Below are 17,983 nucleotides of genomic sequence, written 5' to 3' on the forward strand. Positions count from 1 at the left end.
AGTTACAAAAGTCCTCGTTCTTTGAAGCTTAAATACTTTTTATCACCAATAATAATATGATCCAGCAGTTCAATGCCAATCATAAGACCTGCATCCCGGATCCGCTTGGTTAAAAGGATATCCTCTCTGCTTGGAGAGGGATCACCGCTTGGGTGATTATGCACAAGGATAATAAATACCGCATGATGATGCAGCGCTTCCAGATAAATTTCCCGGGGCGTAATCAGTGCTCCGTTTACCGTACCCTTTGAAATTATATGGTCACACAGGAGCCTGCTTTTGGTATTCAGCATTAATAAAAGCATCTGTTCCTGGGTACAGTGACGGAAATCTTCCATATAATAGTCAGCAATGGTTTCCGGTTTTGTAAAGCATAGGCTGCCCTTTGCAGAAGATTTTGCAATTCTTCTGGACAATTCCACAATGCACTTGATCTGTATGGCTTTTACTTTTCCGATTCCCTTCATTTTCATAAGGTCGGAAATACTTAAGTGATGGAGACCCAAAAGGTTATGTTCTACTTTTGAACATTGCAAAACCTCCTGTGCCAGTTCCAGTGCCTGAATCCCCTGGGATCCGGTCCTTAAGATAACAGCCAGAAGTTCAGCGTCTGACAGCACCTGTGCTCCCATCGCAAGGCATTTTTCATAAGGCCTGTCATCTGTAGGTAATTCTTTCATTGTAATTGCTTCATTCATAGTATTCCCTTTCAAGCTCTCCCGGCAGGAAGCCTTGAATCAGGATTTATCCTGTCAAAACAAGACTATAAATAATCATCATTTTATCATAGATTTATGACAAAGTACACACTTATTAATCTTAAAATTTTGTGATGTCTTAAAAAGAATGGAATTTTTTGATAATAGCTTCCGCTACTTTTAAGCCGTCCATTGCCGCACTGGTGATCCCTCCTGCATAGCCGGCACCCTCCCCGCAGGGATACAAACCGCCTATGGTACTTTCAAAGAAATCATCTCTTGTAATACGCAAAGGAGATGACGTCCTGCTCTCGATTCCGGAAAGAATGGCATCTTTTCTTGCAAAACCCCGGATCATATGGTCAAAGCCCAGAATGCCCTGTTCGATTGAGTCGCCCAGGAATTTTGGCAGACATTCTCTTAAATTCCCAAAGTCATATGCACCTTTTATTGCGGGAGCAAAATCACCAAGCCCGCTGCTACTGCGATGTTTTACAAAATCCTCAAACAGCTGTACCGGAACTTTGCCATTACACAGCTGATAAGCTTTCTGTTCAAGACTCTGCTGAAATCTGGCACCGCTCAATGGATCTGTCGCACCGTAATCTTCCGGTGTGATCGTTACGACGATGGCGCTGTTCGCATTCTTACCGTCTCGTTTCTGATAACTCATACCGTTTACTGCAGTCATGTTGTTTTCAGAAGAGGCATTTACCACATAGCCACCCGGGCACATACAGAAGGAATATACACCTCTGCCGTTATCCAGTTTTTTCGTAAGCTTATAATCAGCCGCAGGCAGCGTTTTCAGTTCGGTTCTTGCATATTGGGATTCGTTTATCATACTCTGTGGATGTTCGATACGAAGTCCTACAGCAAAAGATTTTGGCGACATAGCAAGCGGTTTCCTTGAAAGCATGGTAAAAGTATCTCTGGCGCTGTGACCGGTTGCAAGAACCACAATTTCGGTTTTTAAGATTTCACTGTCATTGATACAGATACTTTCAAGTTTCCCGTCCCGGATCTGAAGATCTGTCATCTGGCTTTTAAATCGTACTTCTCCGCCCAGACGCTGTATTTCTGTTCGCATATTTTTTACTACGCTGCGAAGGACATCCGTACCGATATGGGGCTTATTCAGGTATAAAATAGAACTGTCCGCACCGGCGTCCACAAATGTTTCCAGTACATAACGGCCGCGGCCTTTGGGATCTTTTACCATGGTGTTTAGTTTTCCATCAGAAAAAGTTCCTGCTCCGCCCTCTCCGAACTGGACATTGGAGGATAGATTCAGGGGATTTCCTTTCCAGAAGCGTTCCACTGTCTCCTGGCGTGCATCTACGTCTTCGCCCCGTTCCAGTATCAATGGACGGTAACCGCATTTTGCGAGAAGCAGGCCGCAGAACAATCCGGCAGGTCCCATTCCTACAATAACCGGACGGTTTTTTAATGCTTCTTCTCCACAAGGCGGTATTTGATAAGAAACCGGCGTGGATTTTACGATTTGGCTGTTTTTGCATTTTTTTAATATCAAATGCTCTTTTTCAACCTCCGCATCGATGGTATAGCTGTATTTGATATCCGGCTTTTTGCGTGCATCTATGGAACGTTTTATAATATGGAAACTTTTTAGTTCTGTTTCCTTTATTTTCAGCTCTTTGCAGATTGCCCTTGTCAAGTCTTCACTGGAATGTTCCGGCTGTAATTTTATCTGGGGAATCCTAATCATTCATATCCTCCTCTTTTTTATCTCATTTTATTCTGTCTATTTTATATGGTACTGTGAAATCCGGCTGCATAACCGCTGGACCATGCCCATTGCAGATTATAGCCGCCGCAGGCTCCGTCAACATCCAGAATTTCTCCCGTAAGGAAAAGCCCTGGGGCGATTCTGGATTCCAGGGTTATATTTTGTACTTCCTTTGTAGGAACACCGCCGGAACACACCTGAGCCTGGGTAAAATCACGGAAACCGCTGATTTGCACCAAACTGTTTTTAATACAGTCAGTAAGTTCTTTTATTTCTTTGGGTGATACGGAAGATGCCGGCTTCGTATTTTTGATTTTGGCTTTTTTCAGTATTACCGTAATCATTTTCTTATTTAAAAGACCAGTCAGAATCTCTTCTGCCGACCGTTTGGGATAATGATGGCATCGGTTCTGCATTATTTTTACCAGATCTTCTGTTTGAATATCAGGCATCAGATCCACACTTACCATGACATGTTTATTGTCCTGTAAAGCCCGGACTGCATAACGGCTAAGCTGGAATACCACAATTCCTGAAATGCCGTAATCTGTCCACTGTAATTCACCTGTCTCATTCAAAATGCAGTTCTGATCTGCATAAAGTGTCAGCCGGGCATGACTGCGTACCCCGGCAAGGCTTTTAAACCAGTCTCCTTTTGCTTTTAATGGCACAAGTGCAGGAAGAGGTTGAATAATCCGGTGTCCCACGCTCTCAGCCAGTTCATAGCCGCTGCCATCTGATCCGGTAACGGGGGCAGCCTTTGACCCGGTGCTTAAGATCACAGCATCTGCCGTATATGTCCAGCTGGCTGTTTGGATCTGCCATTTTCCCTGTGCATGATAAAGCTGTTTTACTTTTTCCATACATTTCAGCTTTATGGAAAGCCTTTTTACTTCCATTAAAAGCAGGTCTAAAACAGCCGATGCCTGTTCCACGTAAGGATAAATATAGCCGCTGCGGTCTTTGAGCAGCAGTCCCAGGTCTTCAAAAAACGCCAGTGTATCCGATACGCCAAATTGCTCCAGAATCTGTTTTACAAATTCCGGGTCACTGGATCGGAAGACATTTGGATCGGACATGGCAGTATTGGTGATATTGCATTTACCGTTGCCGGTTGTAAGAAGCTTTTTACCTGGCTTTTCCATGCCTTCCAATATGGTGACGGCGGCCCCGTTTCTGGCGGCTGTAATTGCAGCGAGCAGACCGGAAGCACCTGCTCCGATGACGAAAACATTTTTCATAATACACTCCTTATCTTCCGGTTAAGGAAGCTGTACTAAGTCCTTTTCTATCAGCCGCTGCAGAGATTTTAAAATTCCCAGCTTCGCATGCTGCCAGGTAAGCCCTCCCTGAAAATAAACAGCGTAAGGCGGTTTTATAGGACCATCTGCGCTCAACTCAATGGAGGAACCCTGAATGAACGCACCGGCAGCCATGATGACATCGCTGTCATATCCCGGCATTGCCCAGGGTTCTGGTGTAACATAACTGTCCACCGGTGCGGCAGCCTGAATGCCTTCGCAAAAAGCAATGACGCCTTCAGGGAAGCCAAATTCTACTGCCTGTATGATATCGTGCCGGCTTTCCTGCCCGTTTGGAACTACTTTAAATCCCAGTTTCTCATAGATATTTGCAGCAAAAACAGCGCCTTTCAGTGCTCCGCCCACTACGGTCGGGGCAAGGAAAAGACCCTGGTAAAAGGACTGCATGATGCCCAATGTCGCGCCGACTTCTCTTCCCAGTCCCGGAGAGGTCAGACGGTAAGAAGCGTTTTCAATGCATTTCTCGGTACCTGCAATATATCCGCCGATGGGAGCCAGTCCCCCGCCCGGATTTTTAATCAGGGAGCCGACTACCATATCTGCGCCTACATCAGAAGGCTCTATGCATTCTACAAATTCACCATAACAGTTATCTACCATACAGATGATATCCGGATTTATGGATTTCACAAATGCAATTGCTTCGCCAATGGCTGTAACAGACAGTGTTGGACGGGTCTGATAGCCTTTGGAACGCTGGATCTCAATCATTTTTGTCTTTGGACTTAGTGTTTCCTTTATTTTTTCATAGTCAAAACTTCCGTCTTCTAAAAGGTCTACCTGTTTATAGGATACCCCATATTCTGCAAGGGAACCGTTGGAAGGACGGATACCTATGACTTCTTCTAATGTGTCATAAGGTTTTCCGGAAATAGAAATAAGTTCATCACCTGGTCTTAAATTTCCGGAAAGTGCTACTGCCAGAGCATGTGTGCCACAGGTTATCTGCGGGCGAACAAGGGCAGCTTCCGTATGAAAAACACTGGCATAAACAGCTTCCAGCGTTTCTCTACCGGCATCGTTGTATCCATAACCGGTACTGGAGGTGAAATGTTCTGCACATACACGGTTTTGCTGCAATGCGCGGATGACTTTTAACTGATTGAATTCTACGGTTTCATCTATTTTTTCAAAACGGTCTTTGAGTCCGCTTTCGATCTCTTTTCCATATGCAAACACTTTTTTATTAATCCCAAGTGTCTCATACATCTCTTCTATTTTGTAATTATTCATAATATCCTTTCAAAAGCATATGTCAGAGCCTATAGCGTGTCAGAAAGCAATTTTCAGACACGCTATAGAACGTGTTACATTATTTTTTTGTCTTTCAAAATGCTCAGCATAGCTTGGAGTATCTCCGTATTATTATAAGCAAAATGGTCTTTATCCATCCAGATAACATCTTTTTCCCTCTTAAACCAGGTAATCTGGCGCTTAGCAAAATGCCGGGTATCCCGTTTTAAGATATAAACGGCTTCTTCCAGGGTGCAGTTTCCTTCCAGATAATCCAGGATTTCTTTATAGCCAAGTCCCTGCATGGACACCATTTCTTTGGTATAACCTTTTTCTTTTAACTGCGCAACTTCCTTTAAAAGCCCTTCTTCCAGCATACGGTCTATTCTGATATTGATTCGATCATACAGGTTTGACCGCAAATCATTTAAAACAAAATATGCAAAATTATAAGGGGATTCTTTCTGGCGCTCATGCTCATTGTGTTCGGAGATGGGCTGACCGGTGTCGTGGTAAAATTCCAGTGCCCGAATTACCCGCTTCACATTGTTTGGATGAATTTCAAAAGCTGATTTGGGGTCTGCTATGCGCAGTTTTTCATGCAGATATTCACTTCCTTTTATGGATGCCAGTTTTTCCAGTTCCTGCCGGTAAGCAATGTTGCCTGTGGTTTCCGTAAAGTCAATATCATATAAAACAGCTTGTATATAGAAACCGGTGCCGCCTGTTAAAATCGGGATTTTTCCTTTGTCCCAGATTTTCTGCATATATTTTTTCGCATATTCCTGGAATTTCACTACATGGAATTCCTCGTCCGGATCAAATTCATCTATAAGATAGTGCGGTATCCCATCCATTTCCGGGGGCTTTATTTTTGCAGAGCCAATATCCATTCCACGGTATACCTGCATTGAATCGGCAGAGATAATTTCGCCGTTTACTGCTTTCGCCAGGGCGATGGATAGCTCGGTTTTTCCAACGGCTGTGGGACCGGTTAATATAATGAGTGGTTTTTTCATAGGAACCTTTCCCTTCTTCAATTTAAACAATACGCTTGAATTTCTTTTCCATTTCATACTTTGTCATAGAAATAATCGTAGGTCTTCCATGAGGGCAGTTGTATGGATTCTCTAATGTGAGAAGTTCGGCAATCAGGTTTTCTGCTTCCATGGCAGTCATTTTATGGTTGCCTTTTACAGCGGCTTTACAGGACATGGAAGCAATTTTTTCGTTAATTACTTCTGCTTTCATACGCCCGGTCTGTTCACCCAGACTGTCCAGCATCTCGATAAACAGATCCTGCTGGGTAATCCCGAATAAATTATCGGGTACAGCGCGAATGGAATATTCCTTGCCTCCAAATGGTTCGATTTCAAAACCGATTTGGGTGAAGTTATCCATGTAACGATTTAACAGATCTTCTTCCTGCATACTGAGTGTCAAAATAATGGGCGGGCTTAAATACTGGGAAGTATAAGTGCGGTCATTGAGATTCTTCATGGTTCTTTCATATAAAACTTTTTCATGTGCCGCATGCTGATCAATGATATAAAGCTTTTCCTGGAATTCAACCAGCCAGTAAGTACCGAATACCTGTCCGATAATCCGGTGCTCTGATACACTTTCCTTCGAAAGCAGTTTTCCTTCAAAGAGGTCCAGCTGCTGGGAAGATTTTATCAATGCCTGGTCCGCCTGATCTGCACCAGCATCTGAATCTGCTGTTTTCTTCAGGTCTGATTCTACCTGCGATTCTGAAGTCTTCTTTAGGTCTGCGGCAACGTCTTTATGCAAAGCTTTATGCAAAGTTCCCGCTGCATCCGTTTGTACAGATGTATCAGCCTGAGCGTCCGGAAGCATATTCCGTTCTGAATGGCTGGCAGGTGTATTTGCCGACGCAGGGGTAACGAATGATGCAGAGGATACGGGCTTACGTGGCGGAACTGGTGCATTTTCTGCAAAAGAACGGGAAGTATCTGATTTCGGTGCAAAAGGTTTTGCCGGCGAGGCCTGATAATTGCTTTTCTCACGCATCTGTTCCAGCCTTTTCTTTTCAAAAGGCTCCGGAATGGATTGCAGAACTTTTGCTTCTTTTATTTTTTCTGTTTTATCTTCTTTGACGGTAACTTCCGGGATCAGTTCTTTCTGAGTCAGCCCCTGCTTAACAGAGTCATAAACCAGCTGGTACATTTTTTCATTATCTGCAAATCGAAGCTCCATCTTTGTGGGATGTACATTGATATCCAGTAAGTCTCCATCCATGGTAAAATGAATGGCGGTAAAGGGATATTTATGCTGCATCATAAATGTTTTATAGGCATCTTCGATTGCCCGGGCTATAATGCTGCTCTTAATATAACGCCCGTTTATAAAATAATTTTCGTAATTGCGGTTTCCTCTGGAAATAATCGGTTTACCGATATAGCCTTTCAGAGATACCTGTTCATTGGCATTCTCCAGGGTGATGAGATGGTTTGCGATGTCACGCCCATAGACGTTGTAGATGATATCCTTCAGGTTATCATTCCCGGAGGTATGCATTTTCGTCTGGTTATTGCTAATGAATTTAAAGGAAACATTGGGATGGGATAATGCCAGACGCTCCATCAGGTCATTGATGTAACCTGCTTCTGTCATACTGGATTTTAAAAACTTTTTTCTGGCGGGAGTATTGAAGAAAATGTTGCGCACAAGGAAAGTCGTACCCTCAGGAGCACCGATTTCTTCTATGGATTTTTCGATCCCGCCTTCAATAATATAACGGGTACCGGTAAGACTGCCTGCGGTTTTCGTAATTAATTCTACCTGGCAGACGGCAGCAATGCTGGAAAGCGCTTCTCCGCGAAATCCAAGGGAAGTAACCCCCAGCAAGTCTTCTACCCGTTTGATTTTACTGGTAGCGTGGCGTAGAAACGCCAGGGGAACCTGACCTTGAACTATCCCTTCTCCGTTATCCGTAATGCGGATCAGAGAAGTACCGCCATCCCGGATTTCAACGGTTACTGCATTTGCGCCTGCATCAATGGCATTTTCCACTAACTCTTTTACCACGGAAGCAGGGCGTTCAATCACTTCTCCTGCCGCTATCTTATCGATTGTCTGCTGATCTAAAACTTCGATCGTCTTCATGCGTATACCTCCTGCATACCGCAGATTAGTCTGCGGTACTGCGCTAATAGAAAGTTTGAAATGATTTTTGTTTCACACTTGTATCACCACCGATTCTTTAACTTATTCTGAAGACGGTAAATTGTGTTAAGTGCATCAATTGGAGTCAGTGTACTGATATCCATCTCCTTTAGTTCCTGAAGAATATCCTGGTCGCTGACCGTATCAAAAAGAGACATCTGCTCTAAATCTACCTGATCATATTTCTTTGTTTTAACTTTTGTTTTATTGCCGGTGTCAGCCTGGATTTCCCTTGCCTTTGCCGTAATATCCGCATCACTCAGTTCTTCTACCAGCTGTTTGGCACGTTCAATAACGCTTTCCGGCACCCCGGCTAATTTTGCAACCTGGATACCATAGCTCTTGTCTGCACCGCCTTTGACTATTTTACGAAGGAAGACAATATCATCTCCTTTTTCCTTTACGGCAATACAGTAGTTATTGACACTGCTTAATTTGCCTTCCAGTTCCGTAAGTTCATGGTAGTGGGTGGCAAAAAGGGTTTTGGCACCTAAAAGTCTTGGATTGCTAATGTGTTCTACCACTGCCCAGGCGATACTCAGACCGTCAAAGGTACTGGTACCCCGTCCGATTTCATCTAAGATCAGCAGGCTGTTGGAAGTGGCATTTCTCAGTATGTTGGCAACCTCAGTCATTTCCACCATAAAGGTACTTTGCCCGGATGCCAGGTCGTCAGAAGCACCCACACGGGTAAAGATTCGGTCTACGATGCCGATTTTTGCGTTTGCCGCCGGTACAAAGCAGCCAATCTGTGCCATTAATACAATCAGGGCACTTTGGCGCATATAAGTGGATTTACCCGCCATATTAGGACCTGTGATAATGGAGATACGGTTACTGCCATTGTCCAGATATGTATCGTTGGAAATAAACATATCATTGGAGATCATTTTTTCAACTACGGGATGGCGGCCTTCTTTTATATCAATGATCCCTTTTTCGTTGATTATAGGGCGTACAAAGTTATTGCGTTCCGCTATCAGGGAAAGAGAGGCAAATACATCAATTTTAGCCACTGCTTTTGCCGTCGTCTGAATTCGAACAACTTCTGCAGCTATCCGGTCCCGCACATCGTTGAAGAGGTTATATTCTAAAGCAAACAGCTTGTCTTCTGCTCCCAGAATAATATCTTCCAGCTCTTTTAATTCCGGTGTAATATATCGTTCTGCGTTTGCCAGAGTCTGTTTACGTGTATAATAATCAGGAACCATGTTTTTATTGGAGTTGGTAACTTCCAGATAGTAACCAAAAACTTTGTTAAACTTAATTTTTAAGTTTTTGATCCCGGTTTTATCCCTCTCTTTGGCTTCTAATTCAGCCAGCCATGTCTTTCCTTCGGTTTTTGCATGGCGCAGCTTATCGATCTCTTCATTACATCCTTCTTTGATAATTCCACCTTCTTTTATGGTAATTGGCGGTTCATCCATAATAGAGCTGTCGATGAGATCACACAGGTCTTTAAGCTCGTCCATCTGCTCAAAGATATCCATAAGCAGTTCCTTTTTAAAGTCACCCAGCAGGTATTTAATGTGGGGGAGCATGGAAAGGGAACTTTTAAAAGCAATTAAATCTCTGGGATTGGCTGATTTATAACTGATTTTACTGATCAGCCGTTCCAGGTCATATACCGGATTTAAGTATTCCCGAATTTCTTCCCTGGAAATCGCATTTTGATTTAATTCTTCAATGGCATCCAGACGGGAATTGATTTCAGATTTGTCAATGAGCGGCTGTTCAATGAAGCTTCTCAGCATCCTGGCGCCCATGGCGGTCTTGGTCTTATCCAGAACCCACAGAAGGGAGCCGCGTTTTTGTTTCTCACGCAGGGTTTCACACAGTTCCAGATTTCGTCTGGTGGAACTGTCGATAATCATATATTTTCCTGTTACATAGGGAGTAAGGCTGGTCAGATTGGCAAGGGATGTCTTCTGGGTTTCCGTCAGATACTGAAGGATTGCTCCAGCAGCAATGACGCCACAGTCGTAGTCAGCCAGTCCAAGTCCTTCCAGACTGTTTAGTTTGAAATGATCCATCAGGCACCGTTTACACAAATCATCGTCAAAGTACCAGGATTCCAGTGAATATACGGTGATGCCAAGCCTGTTTTTCAGATCATCGATATCCATACCGCTGACATAAAAGGAATGATTGCAAATAATTTCTTTTGGAGAAAATTTGGTGATCTCATCCATTAATTTCCGGGCAGAATCCAGTTCAGTTACAAAATAATCGCCGGTTGTAATGTCAGAAATGGATACGCCGTATTTGTCGGCCATATAGACGATACACATCAGATAATTATTCCGGGTCTCATCCAGAGCCTGGGTATTTAAATTGGTACCGGGCGTTACGATACGCAAAACTTCCCTTTTTACAATTCCTTTTGCCAGTTTCGGGTCTTCTACCTGTTCACAAATCGCCACCTTGTAGCCTTTTGCTACCAGCTTTGTTAAATAGCCTTCTACAGCATGATGAGGAACGCCGCACATTGGCGCCCGCTCCTCCTGTCCACAATTTTTCCCTGTTAATGTAATTTCCAGTTCTCTTGATGCAGTTATGGCATCATCAAAAAACATTTCGTAAAAGTCACCAAGGCGGTAAAATAAAATACAATCTTTATACTGTTCCTTGGTAGCCATATATTGTTTCATCATTGGTGTTAGTTGTTCCACGCTTTTTGTTCCTCTCTATATTACAATTTCGCCCATATAGTAAAAGCCTTTGCATTCCTGCAGGTGTACATTTACAATTTTGCCAAGCAGTTGCGGTGTACCCGGAAAATGTACCAGCAGGTTATTGCTTAAACGTCCTGTCATGTAACTGTTATTGTGGTCGTTTACCTCTTCTACCAGCACTGGAAGAACGGCGCCGGTATATCTGGCTGACATCTCTCTGGAAATTTCCTGCACTTCTTTTAAAAGCCGGTCAAAGCGGTTTTTCACCTGATCTTCCGGCACCTGATCGTCTTTGGCTGCTGCGGGAGTTCCGGTACGTTTGGAATAAATAAAGGTAAACGCACTGTCAAAGCGGACTTCTCTCACTACTTCCAGCGTTTCCAGAAAGTCTTCTTCCGTCTCACCCGGAAAACCTACTATAATATCTGTGGTCAGGGAAATATCAGGTACAGCCGAGCGAAGCCTGTCCACAAGATCCAGATACTGCTCTTTCGAATAATGACGGTTCATTTCTTTTAAAATTCTGGAACTGCCGGACTGCAGGGGAAGATGCATGTGTCTGCAAATCTTTGACGAGTTCTTCATAGTTTCAATCAGTTCCTCTGACAGATCCTTTGGATGGGAGGTCATAAACCGAATTCGTTCAAGTCCTTCAATCTTTTCGATTTCTTTCAAAAGTCCGGCAAAGCTCATAGGCGTTTCCAGGTTCTTTCCATAGGAATTTACGTTCTGTCCTAAAAGCATGACTTCCACCACGCCATCTGCCACTAAACGTTCAATTTCCCGGACGATATCCTTAGGATTCCGGCTTCGCTCTCTTCCACGCACATAAGGTACGATACAGTAACTACAGAAATTGTTACACCCAAACATGATATTAATGCCTGATTTGAACGGATATTTCCGTTCGCTTGGAAGATCTTCCACGATTTTGTCTGTGTCTTTCCAGATATCAATCACCATACGGCCGGAATCGTAACGTGTGGCAATTAATTCAGCAAACTTATAGATATTATGAGTACCGAAAATCAGGTCTACAAAACGGTAACTTTGTTTTAATTTTTCAACAACTTTCGGTTCCTGCATCATGCAGCCGCATAAAGCAATCAGCATGTGGGGATTTTTCTTCTTGATGCTGTTTAAAGCACCCAGTCTGCCGTATACTCGCTGATTTGCATTTTCCCTTACGGTGCAGGTATTATAAATTACAAAATCTGCATGTTCATCTTCTATGATCTCGTATCCGATCTGCTCCAGGATACCGGTTAATTTTTCGGAGTCCCTGGCATTCATCTGACAGCCAAAGGTAACGGTGGATGCAGTTAACCTCCGGCCCAGATGTTCGCTTTGCTGGCGAACCATTTCACGGCACTTTTTTATAAAATAGTATTGACGAGAAGGTTCCGTTGCCGGGGGTTCTTTATTTAAATCTATTTTGTCTAATGCTTCTTCAAATTCTTTTTCCAGATTCATGTATCTTACTCCTTATCATTTCGCAATGCTGTACTTGTCAGGTACCTGTAATTTTCAGACATGCTCAAGGCATATGAAAATATTATAACAAAAACCGACAAAAAAAGCGATCATTATTTTTTAGAATATTTCTCAAGGAAAGAAAAAGGAATCTTTTTGATTTCTTCATAAGTATGGATCTGATATTCGGTATCCAGGGGAAATACGGCTTCGTCTGCGACGGTTTCCACTGTCAGAGCCAGCTTTTTGAATATCTCTGAGTAATAGTTTACGGAGTTTCCACCACTGCTTACATCCCCGAATTCTTCTGCACTGCTGCCAAGGTCATAATGGGCAAGTGACTGAAGGTGTTTTGCCATTCGTTCACTTTCCTTATTATAAGACGCTGGCATTGCGTTACGGAAGTAATAAATGATCTGTCCTCTGGAGTGAAAATCTATGTACCCAACTGAATTTGGAAATTGCCTGAATACTCCGATTAAAGCCTGTGTTTCATTCTCGCTTCCGGGATAAAGCATCCTCCCCTGCACCCGGAATGATTTGCATGGAAAATTACGGTTAATATCCACTCCCCGGCCATTGAATTTCCATTCCTCATAGGGGATACCATCCATTAAAATTGTATGGCGGTAGATTGGATTGCGGATGGACTGATATCCGCATAAAGCGATTTCATATCCGTCCGGATTCATAAGCGGCAGAAAACAAAGACTGTATTCTTCCAACAGTTTACTCCCGGATTCCGGACAAATGCAGTAATCCTCAATTATTTTTAACATTAAGATCGGATTAATGCTTTCTCTGCCATGTATCCCAGCACTGCAAATCAGGCATTTCTCAGACGTTCCCATCTGAAGCATTGGTATTTTTCGCTCATCGTGGCTGTATCCTATGACGGACAATTTCAAAAGATCGGAAAATCGGCATTCCAGTTCATAGATACACTGCATGATTTCATCATATGTATAAGTTTGATTTAATTTTACCACATCTGCACACCCCTTCCTCTTATCAGTATATGAATTAAAATGTGCAAATATGACAAAACTCCAGATCAGCAATCACGATCGCCAATCTGGAATTTAAATTTTATTTACGGATCTGACCATTCCCGTAAATGATATATTTTGTTGTCGTCAGTGCAAGGAGACCCATTGGTCCTCTGGCATGAAGTTTCTGCGTACTGATTCCGATCTCAGCACCAAATCCAAACTCAAATCCGTCCGTAAAGCGGGTAGAGGCATTTACATAGACAGCGGCAGCATCAATTTCTTCCAGGAATTTCTGGGAATGGGAATAATCATTCGTTATGATTGCTTCTGAATGTCCTGTATTATACCGGTTGATATGAGAAATGGCTTCTTCTATGGATGTAACGGTTTTTATAGACAGGATGTAATCCAGATATTCACTGCCCCAGTCCTCTTCTACAGCAGGCAGAATACCCGAAACAGCATCAATTGCAGGCTGGTCGCCCCGAAGCTCCACATTTTTTTCATCCAGACGTTCTTTTAGTGCCGGAAGCAGATTATTTATTACATTCTTATGTACAACAATGGATTCACATGCATTGCATACGCCGATTCTTTGGGTTTTTGCATTGAAAATGATATCAATTGCCATATCAAGGTCTGCCGTTTCATCTACATAGACATGGCAGTTTCCAGTTCCCGTTTCAATTACCGGAATGGTGCTGTTATTGACAACTGCCTGAATTAAGCCGGCGCCCCCTCTGGGAATCAGTACATCCACATACTGATTTAATTTCATAAATGCAGTAGTCGTTTCCCTGTTACTGTCTTCAATCAGCTGAATTGCATCCCTGGTAATATTTAAATCAGCTAATGCATTCTGTATTACGGAAACGATTGCTTTAGTGGAATGAATTGCATCGCTTCCGCCTTTTAAAATGACTGCATTTCCCGTTTTAAAACAGAGTCCGAAGGCATCTGCCGTAACATTGGGGCGGGATTCATAGATGATGCCAACTACTCCAAGGGGAACTCTTTTTTGTCCGATCATCAGTCCGTTGGGACGCTTCTTCATAGAAAGAACTTCTCCAATAGGGTCTTCTAAGGTAACCAGCTGTGTCAGACCTTCTGCCATTCCTTCAATTCGTGCGCGGGTCAGAAGAAGGCGGTCAACCAGTCCTTCTTTCATCTGATTTGCACGGGCAGCTTCGATGTCTTTTTCATTTTCTTTTAATATGGTGTCGCTTTCCTCTAAAAGGGCATTTGCTACTGCTTCCAGTGCGGCATTTTTCTTCAGGGTTTCTAAAGTCTGTAATGATGGCTTTGCCTTTTGGGCTTTCTGCCCGATTTCCTGTAATGTCTGCATCTTAATCCTCCTCACAATCATTTTATGGGTATTAGTGTTTCCGGTTATGCAAAATAGCTTGCAGTAGGTGTAATCAGCATCTGAGGCAGGATATCATGTGCATCAGATGGGACGCTGCCTACTAACTGAAAATCAAAAGCAATCGCAATTGTTCTGTGTTTTTTATGTATATTCAGATAGCGGTCATAAAATCCTTTACCATAACCGCATCGGTGGCACGCAGTATCGAAAGCCACGCCGGGTACGATTAACAGGGCATTTTCTTCCAGCGCCTGGGCTGTGGTAACCGGTTCCGGAATATGAAAATATCCGGGAGCTACATCATCATAAGAATGAATATAATAATAAACCATATCCGCACCTGTTACCTTTGGTGCCGCTACGCGTTTCTTTTGCCGCCAGGCCTCTTCGATAAGTTCTCTGGTAGAAACTTCACCATTATAATCCATATAGACGTAGATGCACTCTGCTTTTTGAAAATCTTCTGAATCTATAATTTTGCGGCAGATTGCATGACTGTCTGAGCGGATTAGCTCTTCTGTAAGGTGTGCACGTTTTTGAAATATCAGTGTTCTAATTTCCTTTTTTTCCATACTTTTCACCTAAATTAATGATGGTGCCGTCTTCTTCCTGCATATCAATATTATTTAACTGGCTTCTAAGATTGCTGCGGATGGATTCAATGTATTCTCTTCGAAGATCTGCCTGTTCTTTTTTCTCTGATTCGGTAAGTCCTTCGGCCTTAGATTTCCTTGCCAGTTCATTGATTCGATCTAATTTTTCCTGATTCATAATGATTCCCATTGCATATTGCAGGCAAGCCTGCAATGCTGCCACAATTAAACAGGTTGAAAGAATCACATCGTGGCGTCCTTTCTATATCATAATTTTCTTTCAACCTTAAACTACTTACTGTATTATATTACTGCATTTCTTCCAGGTAATCAATCAGGAAGAAATCTGCATCGGATTTTGCCAGGAACAGAGTTCCATGGTTACGTCCCTGGACTATTTTATGTAGAACATGAAAATCTTCCCCGTTGGCAATTACCATATCGGTACCTGCGGAAGTAGCTATTTTGGCTGCAACCAGTTTGGTTGCCATTCCGCCTGTTCCAACGCTGCTTTTGCTGCTGTCTTTTCCCATGCCCATTAAATGATCATCCAGAGTTTCTACGATATCTATAAACTTTGCATTGGGATTCTGATTAGGGTCGTCGGTAAACAGTCCGTCAATATCAGAAAGCAGAATCAGAAGGTCTGCCCCAACCAGGGCGGCTACAATGGCCGAAAGAGTATCATTGTCACCAAAGCGCATTTCATAGGTAGATACTGTATCATTTTCATTAACGATAGGAATTGCGCCAAGCTTTAATAATTCCTGAAAGGTATTCAATGCATTTTTTCTGCTTAAATTATCTACCATTGTGTTCTTTGTCATTAAAATCTGGGCAGCCATTTGTCCGTATTCCGAAAACAGCTTCTGGTAAATCATCATAAGCTTAGCCTGTCCAATTGCGGCACATGCCTGTTTTCTCGCTATTTCATCCGGTTTGGATTCCATACCTACTGCTTTTGTTCCAACCGCAATTGCACCGGAAGATACTAAAATAACATCTTTCCCCATATTGCGAAGATCACTTAATTCACGTACCAGAATTTCAAGTTTTGTCAGGTTCAATGCACCTGTTTCCTCATGTGTCAAAGATGAGGAACCGATTTTTACAACGATTCTTTTTTTATCTATTAGTTTTTCACGAATGTTCACTTTGTGCCTCCTTCACTATTTCCAAACTATCTTACACCATTTTTAGGAAATCGTCTAGTGGTAGTTGGAGATTACTGATTGGGGACGCTTTGTGTAATCAACAAGGCCTGCCATTACCCACATTATCGTACAACCTCCTAATACAAAGCGTCTTTACTCAGAAAAACCTAACTATTCTCTCAAGTTGAATAGTTTTCCAAAAAATCATACAACTCACTAAAATCTTTTAAATACTTACCCTCTTCGATCTCCTCCTGTACACTTTCCGGGAGGCGGTTCATATTGATGTTCGTATACTCATAGAGGATATCCCCGTTCGTACGGTATACGGTTATTTTTCCATTTTCTTCTTTTAGATAGAATTTTCCTTTATCAGAAACATCGGATGCGGATACTTTTTTATCTTTGCTAAAAGATACGTCTTTTGCCTGCATATTCAATATATTATCTTGTCCGGGTTGCAGTTCATAGCTTTGTGTCCAGCGGTAGCTGGCATAATAGGCGAAACACAATAAGCAGACACTAAATAAAACGCCGACACTATATTTCCATTTCATAAGATCACTCCTTTGGAAATAGTATCGGCATTCTTTGATTACTTATTCACGAATTTTGTCACTATTCAGTCAAAAATCCGCATTACGCGGAATTTGTGACCCTCGCGGCAGTCGCCAAATGGTTCCGCAAGCGCATCCGCTTGGCTCATTGTTCACGGCAATAGATATTTAAGATTTGGCTCTAAGAGAACTCCTTCTTTTACAGGATATCCGTTCTGATCACTGGACTGTATACATTTGCAGACAAACTGATGTGCTTCTTTAGCAGCAGCAGCCAAAGATAAACCTTTCATAAGTTTCCCCAGCAGTACGCTGGCAAACAAATCACCGGTACCGTGATAAGATCTTCCGGTGCTGGCTTTTGAAAGAATTTCTACTGTTTCACCTTCACACAATGCGATGGATTGTGGAAAATCCTGTAATGGAACACTTGTAATTACAGAACAGCGACAGCCTTTTCGCCTTAACTTTTCTGCTATCCGTGCGATCTGTTCTTCATTGCTGTATTCCAGACAGGACTCTCCCGTAAGCAGGCAGCTTTCTGTATAATTGGGTGTCACCAGTGTACTATAGGGAAGCAATTCCCACATTGCCTGATTATAAGATTCGTCAAAATTCATATAGAAGCTTCCATGGTCTCCCATAATAGGGTCAAATAAAACATCTGCATCCGGAAAGTACTTTAAAAACTGCAAAACTTCACGGACAACCTGGATATTGCCCAGATACCCTATAAATATATAGTCAAAAGAAATTTGATTATTTTTAAAATGTTTGGCCGCTTCTGTCACAAAAGATGGAAGCGGCATCATTACCGGTTTTCCAAAACCGCCGGTATGAGTGGAAAGTATCATAGTCGGTACCGGACAGGGTTCGATTCCCATAATGGAAAATACCGGTAGTATATTAGTCATAGCAGCTTTTCCCACACTGCACATATCATGGATTACAGCTACTCTTTTTATCGGTTTCATCGGTTGCCTT

Annotated in this window: 15 protein-coding genes; all 15 read right to left on the minus strand. The window is 42.6% G+C overall.

Annotation, left to right across the window (positions count from 1 at the left end):
• Nucleotides 1-2 precede the first annotated feature (2 nt).
• Entirely contained in the window at nucleotides 3-698 is a 696-nt protein-coding gene (gene radC / locus CD03_RS0113435; RefSeq protein WP_027294091.1) for a RadC family protein, read from the minus strand.
• A gap of 139 nt (nucleotides 699-837) precedes the next feature.
• The gene (locus CD03_RS0113440; protein ID WP_027294092.1) at nucleotides 838-2,427 is read right to left on the minus strand and encodes an NAD(P)/FAD-dependent oxidoreductase; all 1,590 of its coding nucleotides are present in this window, start codon (nucleotides 2,425-2,427) and stop codon (nucleotides 838-840) included.
• Nucleotides 2,428-2,468: 41 nt separating this feature from the next.
• Nucleotides 2,469-3,689 carry an NAD(P)/FAD-dependent oxidoreductase gene (locus tag CD03_RS0113445; RefSeq protein WP_044289368.1) on the minus strand — a complete coding sequence of 407 codons (1,221 nt, stop codon included), beginning with the start codon at nucleotides 3,687-3,689 and terminating at the stop codon, nucleotides 2,469-2,471.
• Between the two features lie 21 nt (nucleotides 3,690-3,710).
• Nucleotides 3,711-5,003, minus strand: a complete 1,293-nt coding sequence (locus CD03_RS0113450; protein WP_027294094.1) for a methionine gamma-lyase family protein — start codon at nucleotides 5,001-5,003, stop codon at nucleotides 3,711-3,713.
• Between the two features lie 74 nt (nucleotides 5,004-5,077).
• Nucleotides 5,078-6,022 (minus strand): tRNA (adenosine(37)-N6)-dimethylallyltransferase MiaA, encoded by a 945-nt coding sequence (gene miaA / locus CD03_RS0113455; RefSeq protein ID WP_027294095.1) that lies wholly within the window; start codon nucleotides 6,020-6,022, stop codon nucleotides 5,078-5,080.
• A 22-nt stretch (nucleotides 6,023-6,044) separates the two neighbouring features.
• On the minus strand, nucleotides 6,045-8,129 hold the full coding sequence (mutL, locus tag CD03_RS0113460) for a DNA mismatch repair endonuclease MutL (RefSeq protein WP_027294096.1): 2,085 nt from the start codon (nucleotides 8,127-8,129) through the stop codon (nucleotides 6,045-6,047).
• An 83-nt stretch (nucleotides 8,130-8,212) separates the two neighbouring features.
• Nucleotides 8,213-10,843 carry a DNA mismatch repair protein MutS gene (gene mutS / locus CD03_RS0113465; protein ID WP_027294097.1) on the minus strand — a complete coding sequence of 877 codons (2,631 nt, stop codon included), beginning with the start codon at nucleotides 10,841-10,843 and terminating at the stop codon, nucleotides 8,213-8,215.
• A gap of 33 nt (nucleotides 10,844-10,876) precedes the next feature.
• On the minus strand, nucleotides 10,877-12,337 hold the full coding sequence (miaB, locus tag CD03_RS0113470) for a tRNA (N6-isopentenyl adenosine(37)-C2)-methylthiotransferase MiaB (RefSeq protein WP_027294098.1): 1,461 nt from the start codon (nucleotides 12,335-12,337) through the stop codon (nucleotides 10,877-10,879).
• A 113-nt stretch (nucleotides 12,338-12,450) separates the two neighbouring features.
• Complete coding sequence (locus CD03_RS0113475; RefSeq protein WP_138001643.1) at nucleotides 12,451-13,326, minus strand: M14 family zinc carboxypeptidase; 876 nt, start codon at nucleotides 13,324-13,326, stop codon at nucleotides 12,451-12,453.
• A gap of 100 nt (nucleotides 13,327-13,426) precedes the next feature.
• On the minus strand, nucleotides 13,427-14,695 hold the full coding sequence (locus CD03_RS0113480; protein ID WP_255348086.1) for a glutamate-5-semialdehyde dehydrogenase: 1,269 nt from the start codon (nucleotides 14,693-14,695) through the stop codon (nucleotides 13,427-13,429).
• 23 nt (nucleotides 14,696-14,718) lie between these two features.
• Nucleotides 14,719-15,267, minus strand: coding sequence for a 5-formyltetrahydrofolate cyclo-ligase (locus CD03_RS0113485; RefSeq protein ID WP_027294101.1), 549 nt, complete (start codon nucleotides 15,265-15,267; stop codon nucleotides 14,719-14,721).
• Nucleotides 15,248-15,466, minus strand: a complete 219-nt coding sequence (locus tag CD03_RS0113490; protein ID WP_027294102.1) for a DUF896 domain-containing protein — start codon at nucleotides 15,464-15,466, stop codon at nucleotides 15,248-15,250. Before CD03_RS0113490 ends, CD03_RS0113485 begins: the two co-directional genes overlap by 20 nt.
• Before the next feature lie 130 nt (nucleotides 15,467-15,596).
• The gene (proB, locus tag CD03_RS0113495) at nucleotides 15,597-16,442 is read right to left on the minus strand and encodes a glutamate 5-kinase (RefSeq protein ID WP_027294103.1); all 846 of its coding nucleotides are present in this window, start codon (nucleotides 16,440-16,442) and stop codon (nucleotides 15,597-15,599) included.
• A 179-nt stretch (nucleotides 16,443-16,621) separates the two neighbouring features.
• Nucleotides 16,622-16,999, minus strand: coding sequence for a hypothetical protein (locus CD03_RS33475; RefSeq protein WP_052377795.1), 378 nt, complete (start codon nucleotides 16,997-16,999; stop codon nucleotides 16,622-16,624).
• 152 nt (nucleotides 17,000-17,151) lie between these two features.
• Nucleotides 17,152-17,973 (minus strand): pyridoxamine kinase, encoded by an 822-nt coding sequence (locus CD03_RS0113505; protein WP_027294104.1) that lies wholly within the window; start codon nucleotides 17,971-17,973, stop codon nucleotides 17,152-17,154.
• Nucleotides 17,974-17,983: the final 10 nt, after the last annotated feature.

The organism is Robinsoniella sp. KNHs210, from assembly GCF_000686105.1.
Taxonomy (GTDB): Bacteria; Bacillota; Clostridia; order Lachnospirales; family Lachnospiraceae; genus Robinsoniella; species Robinsoniella peoriensis.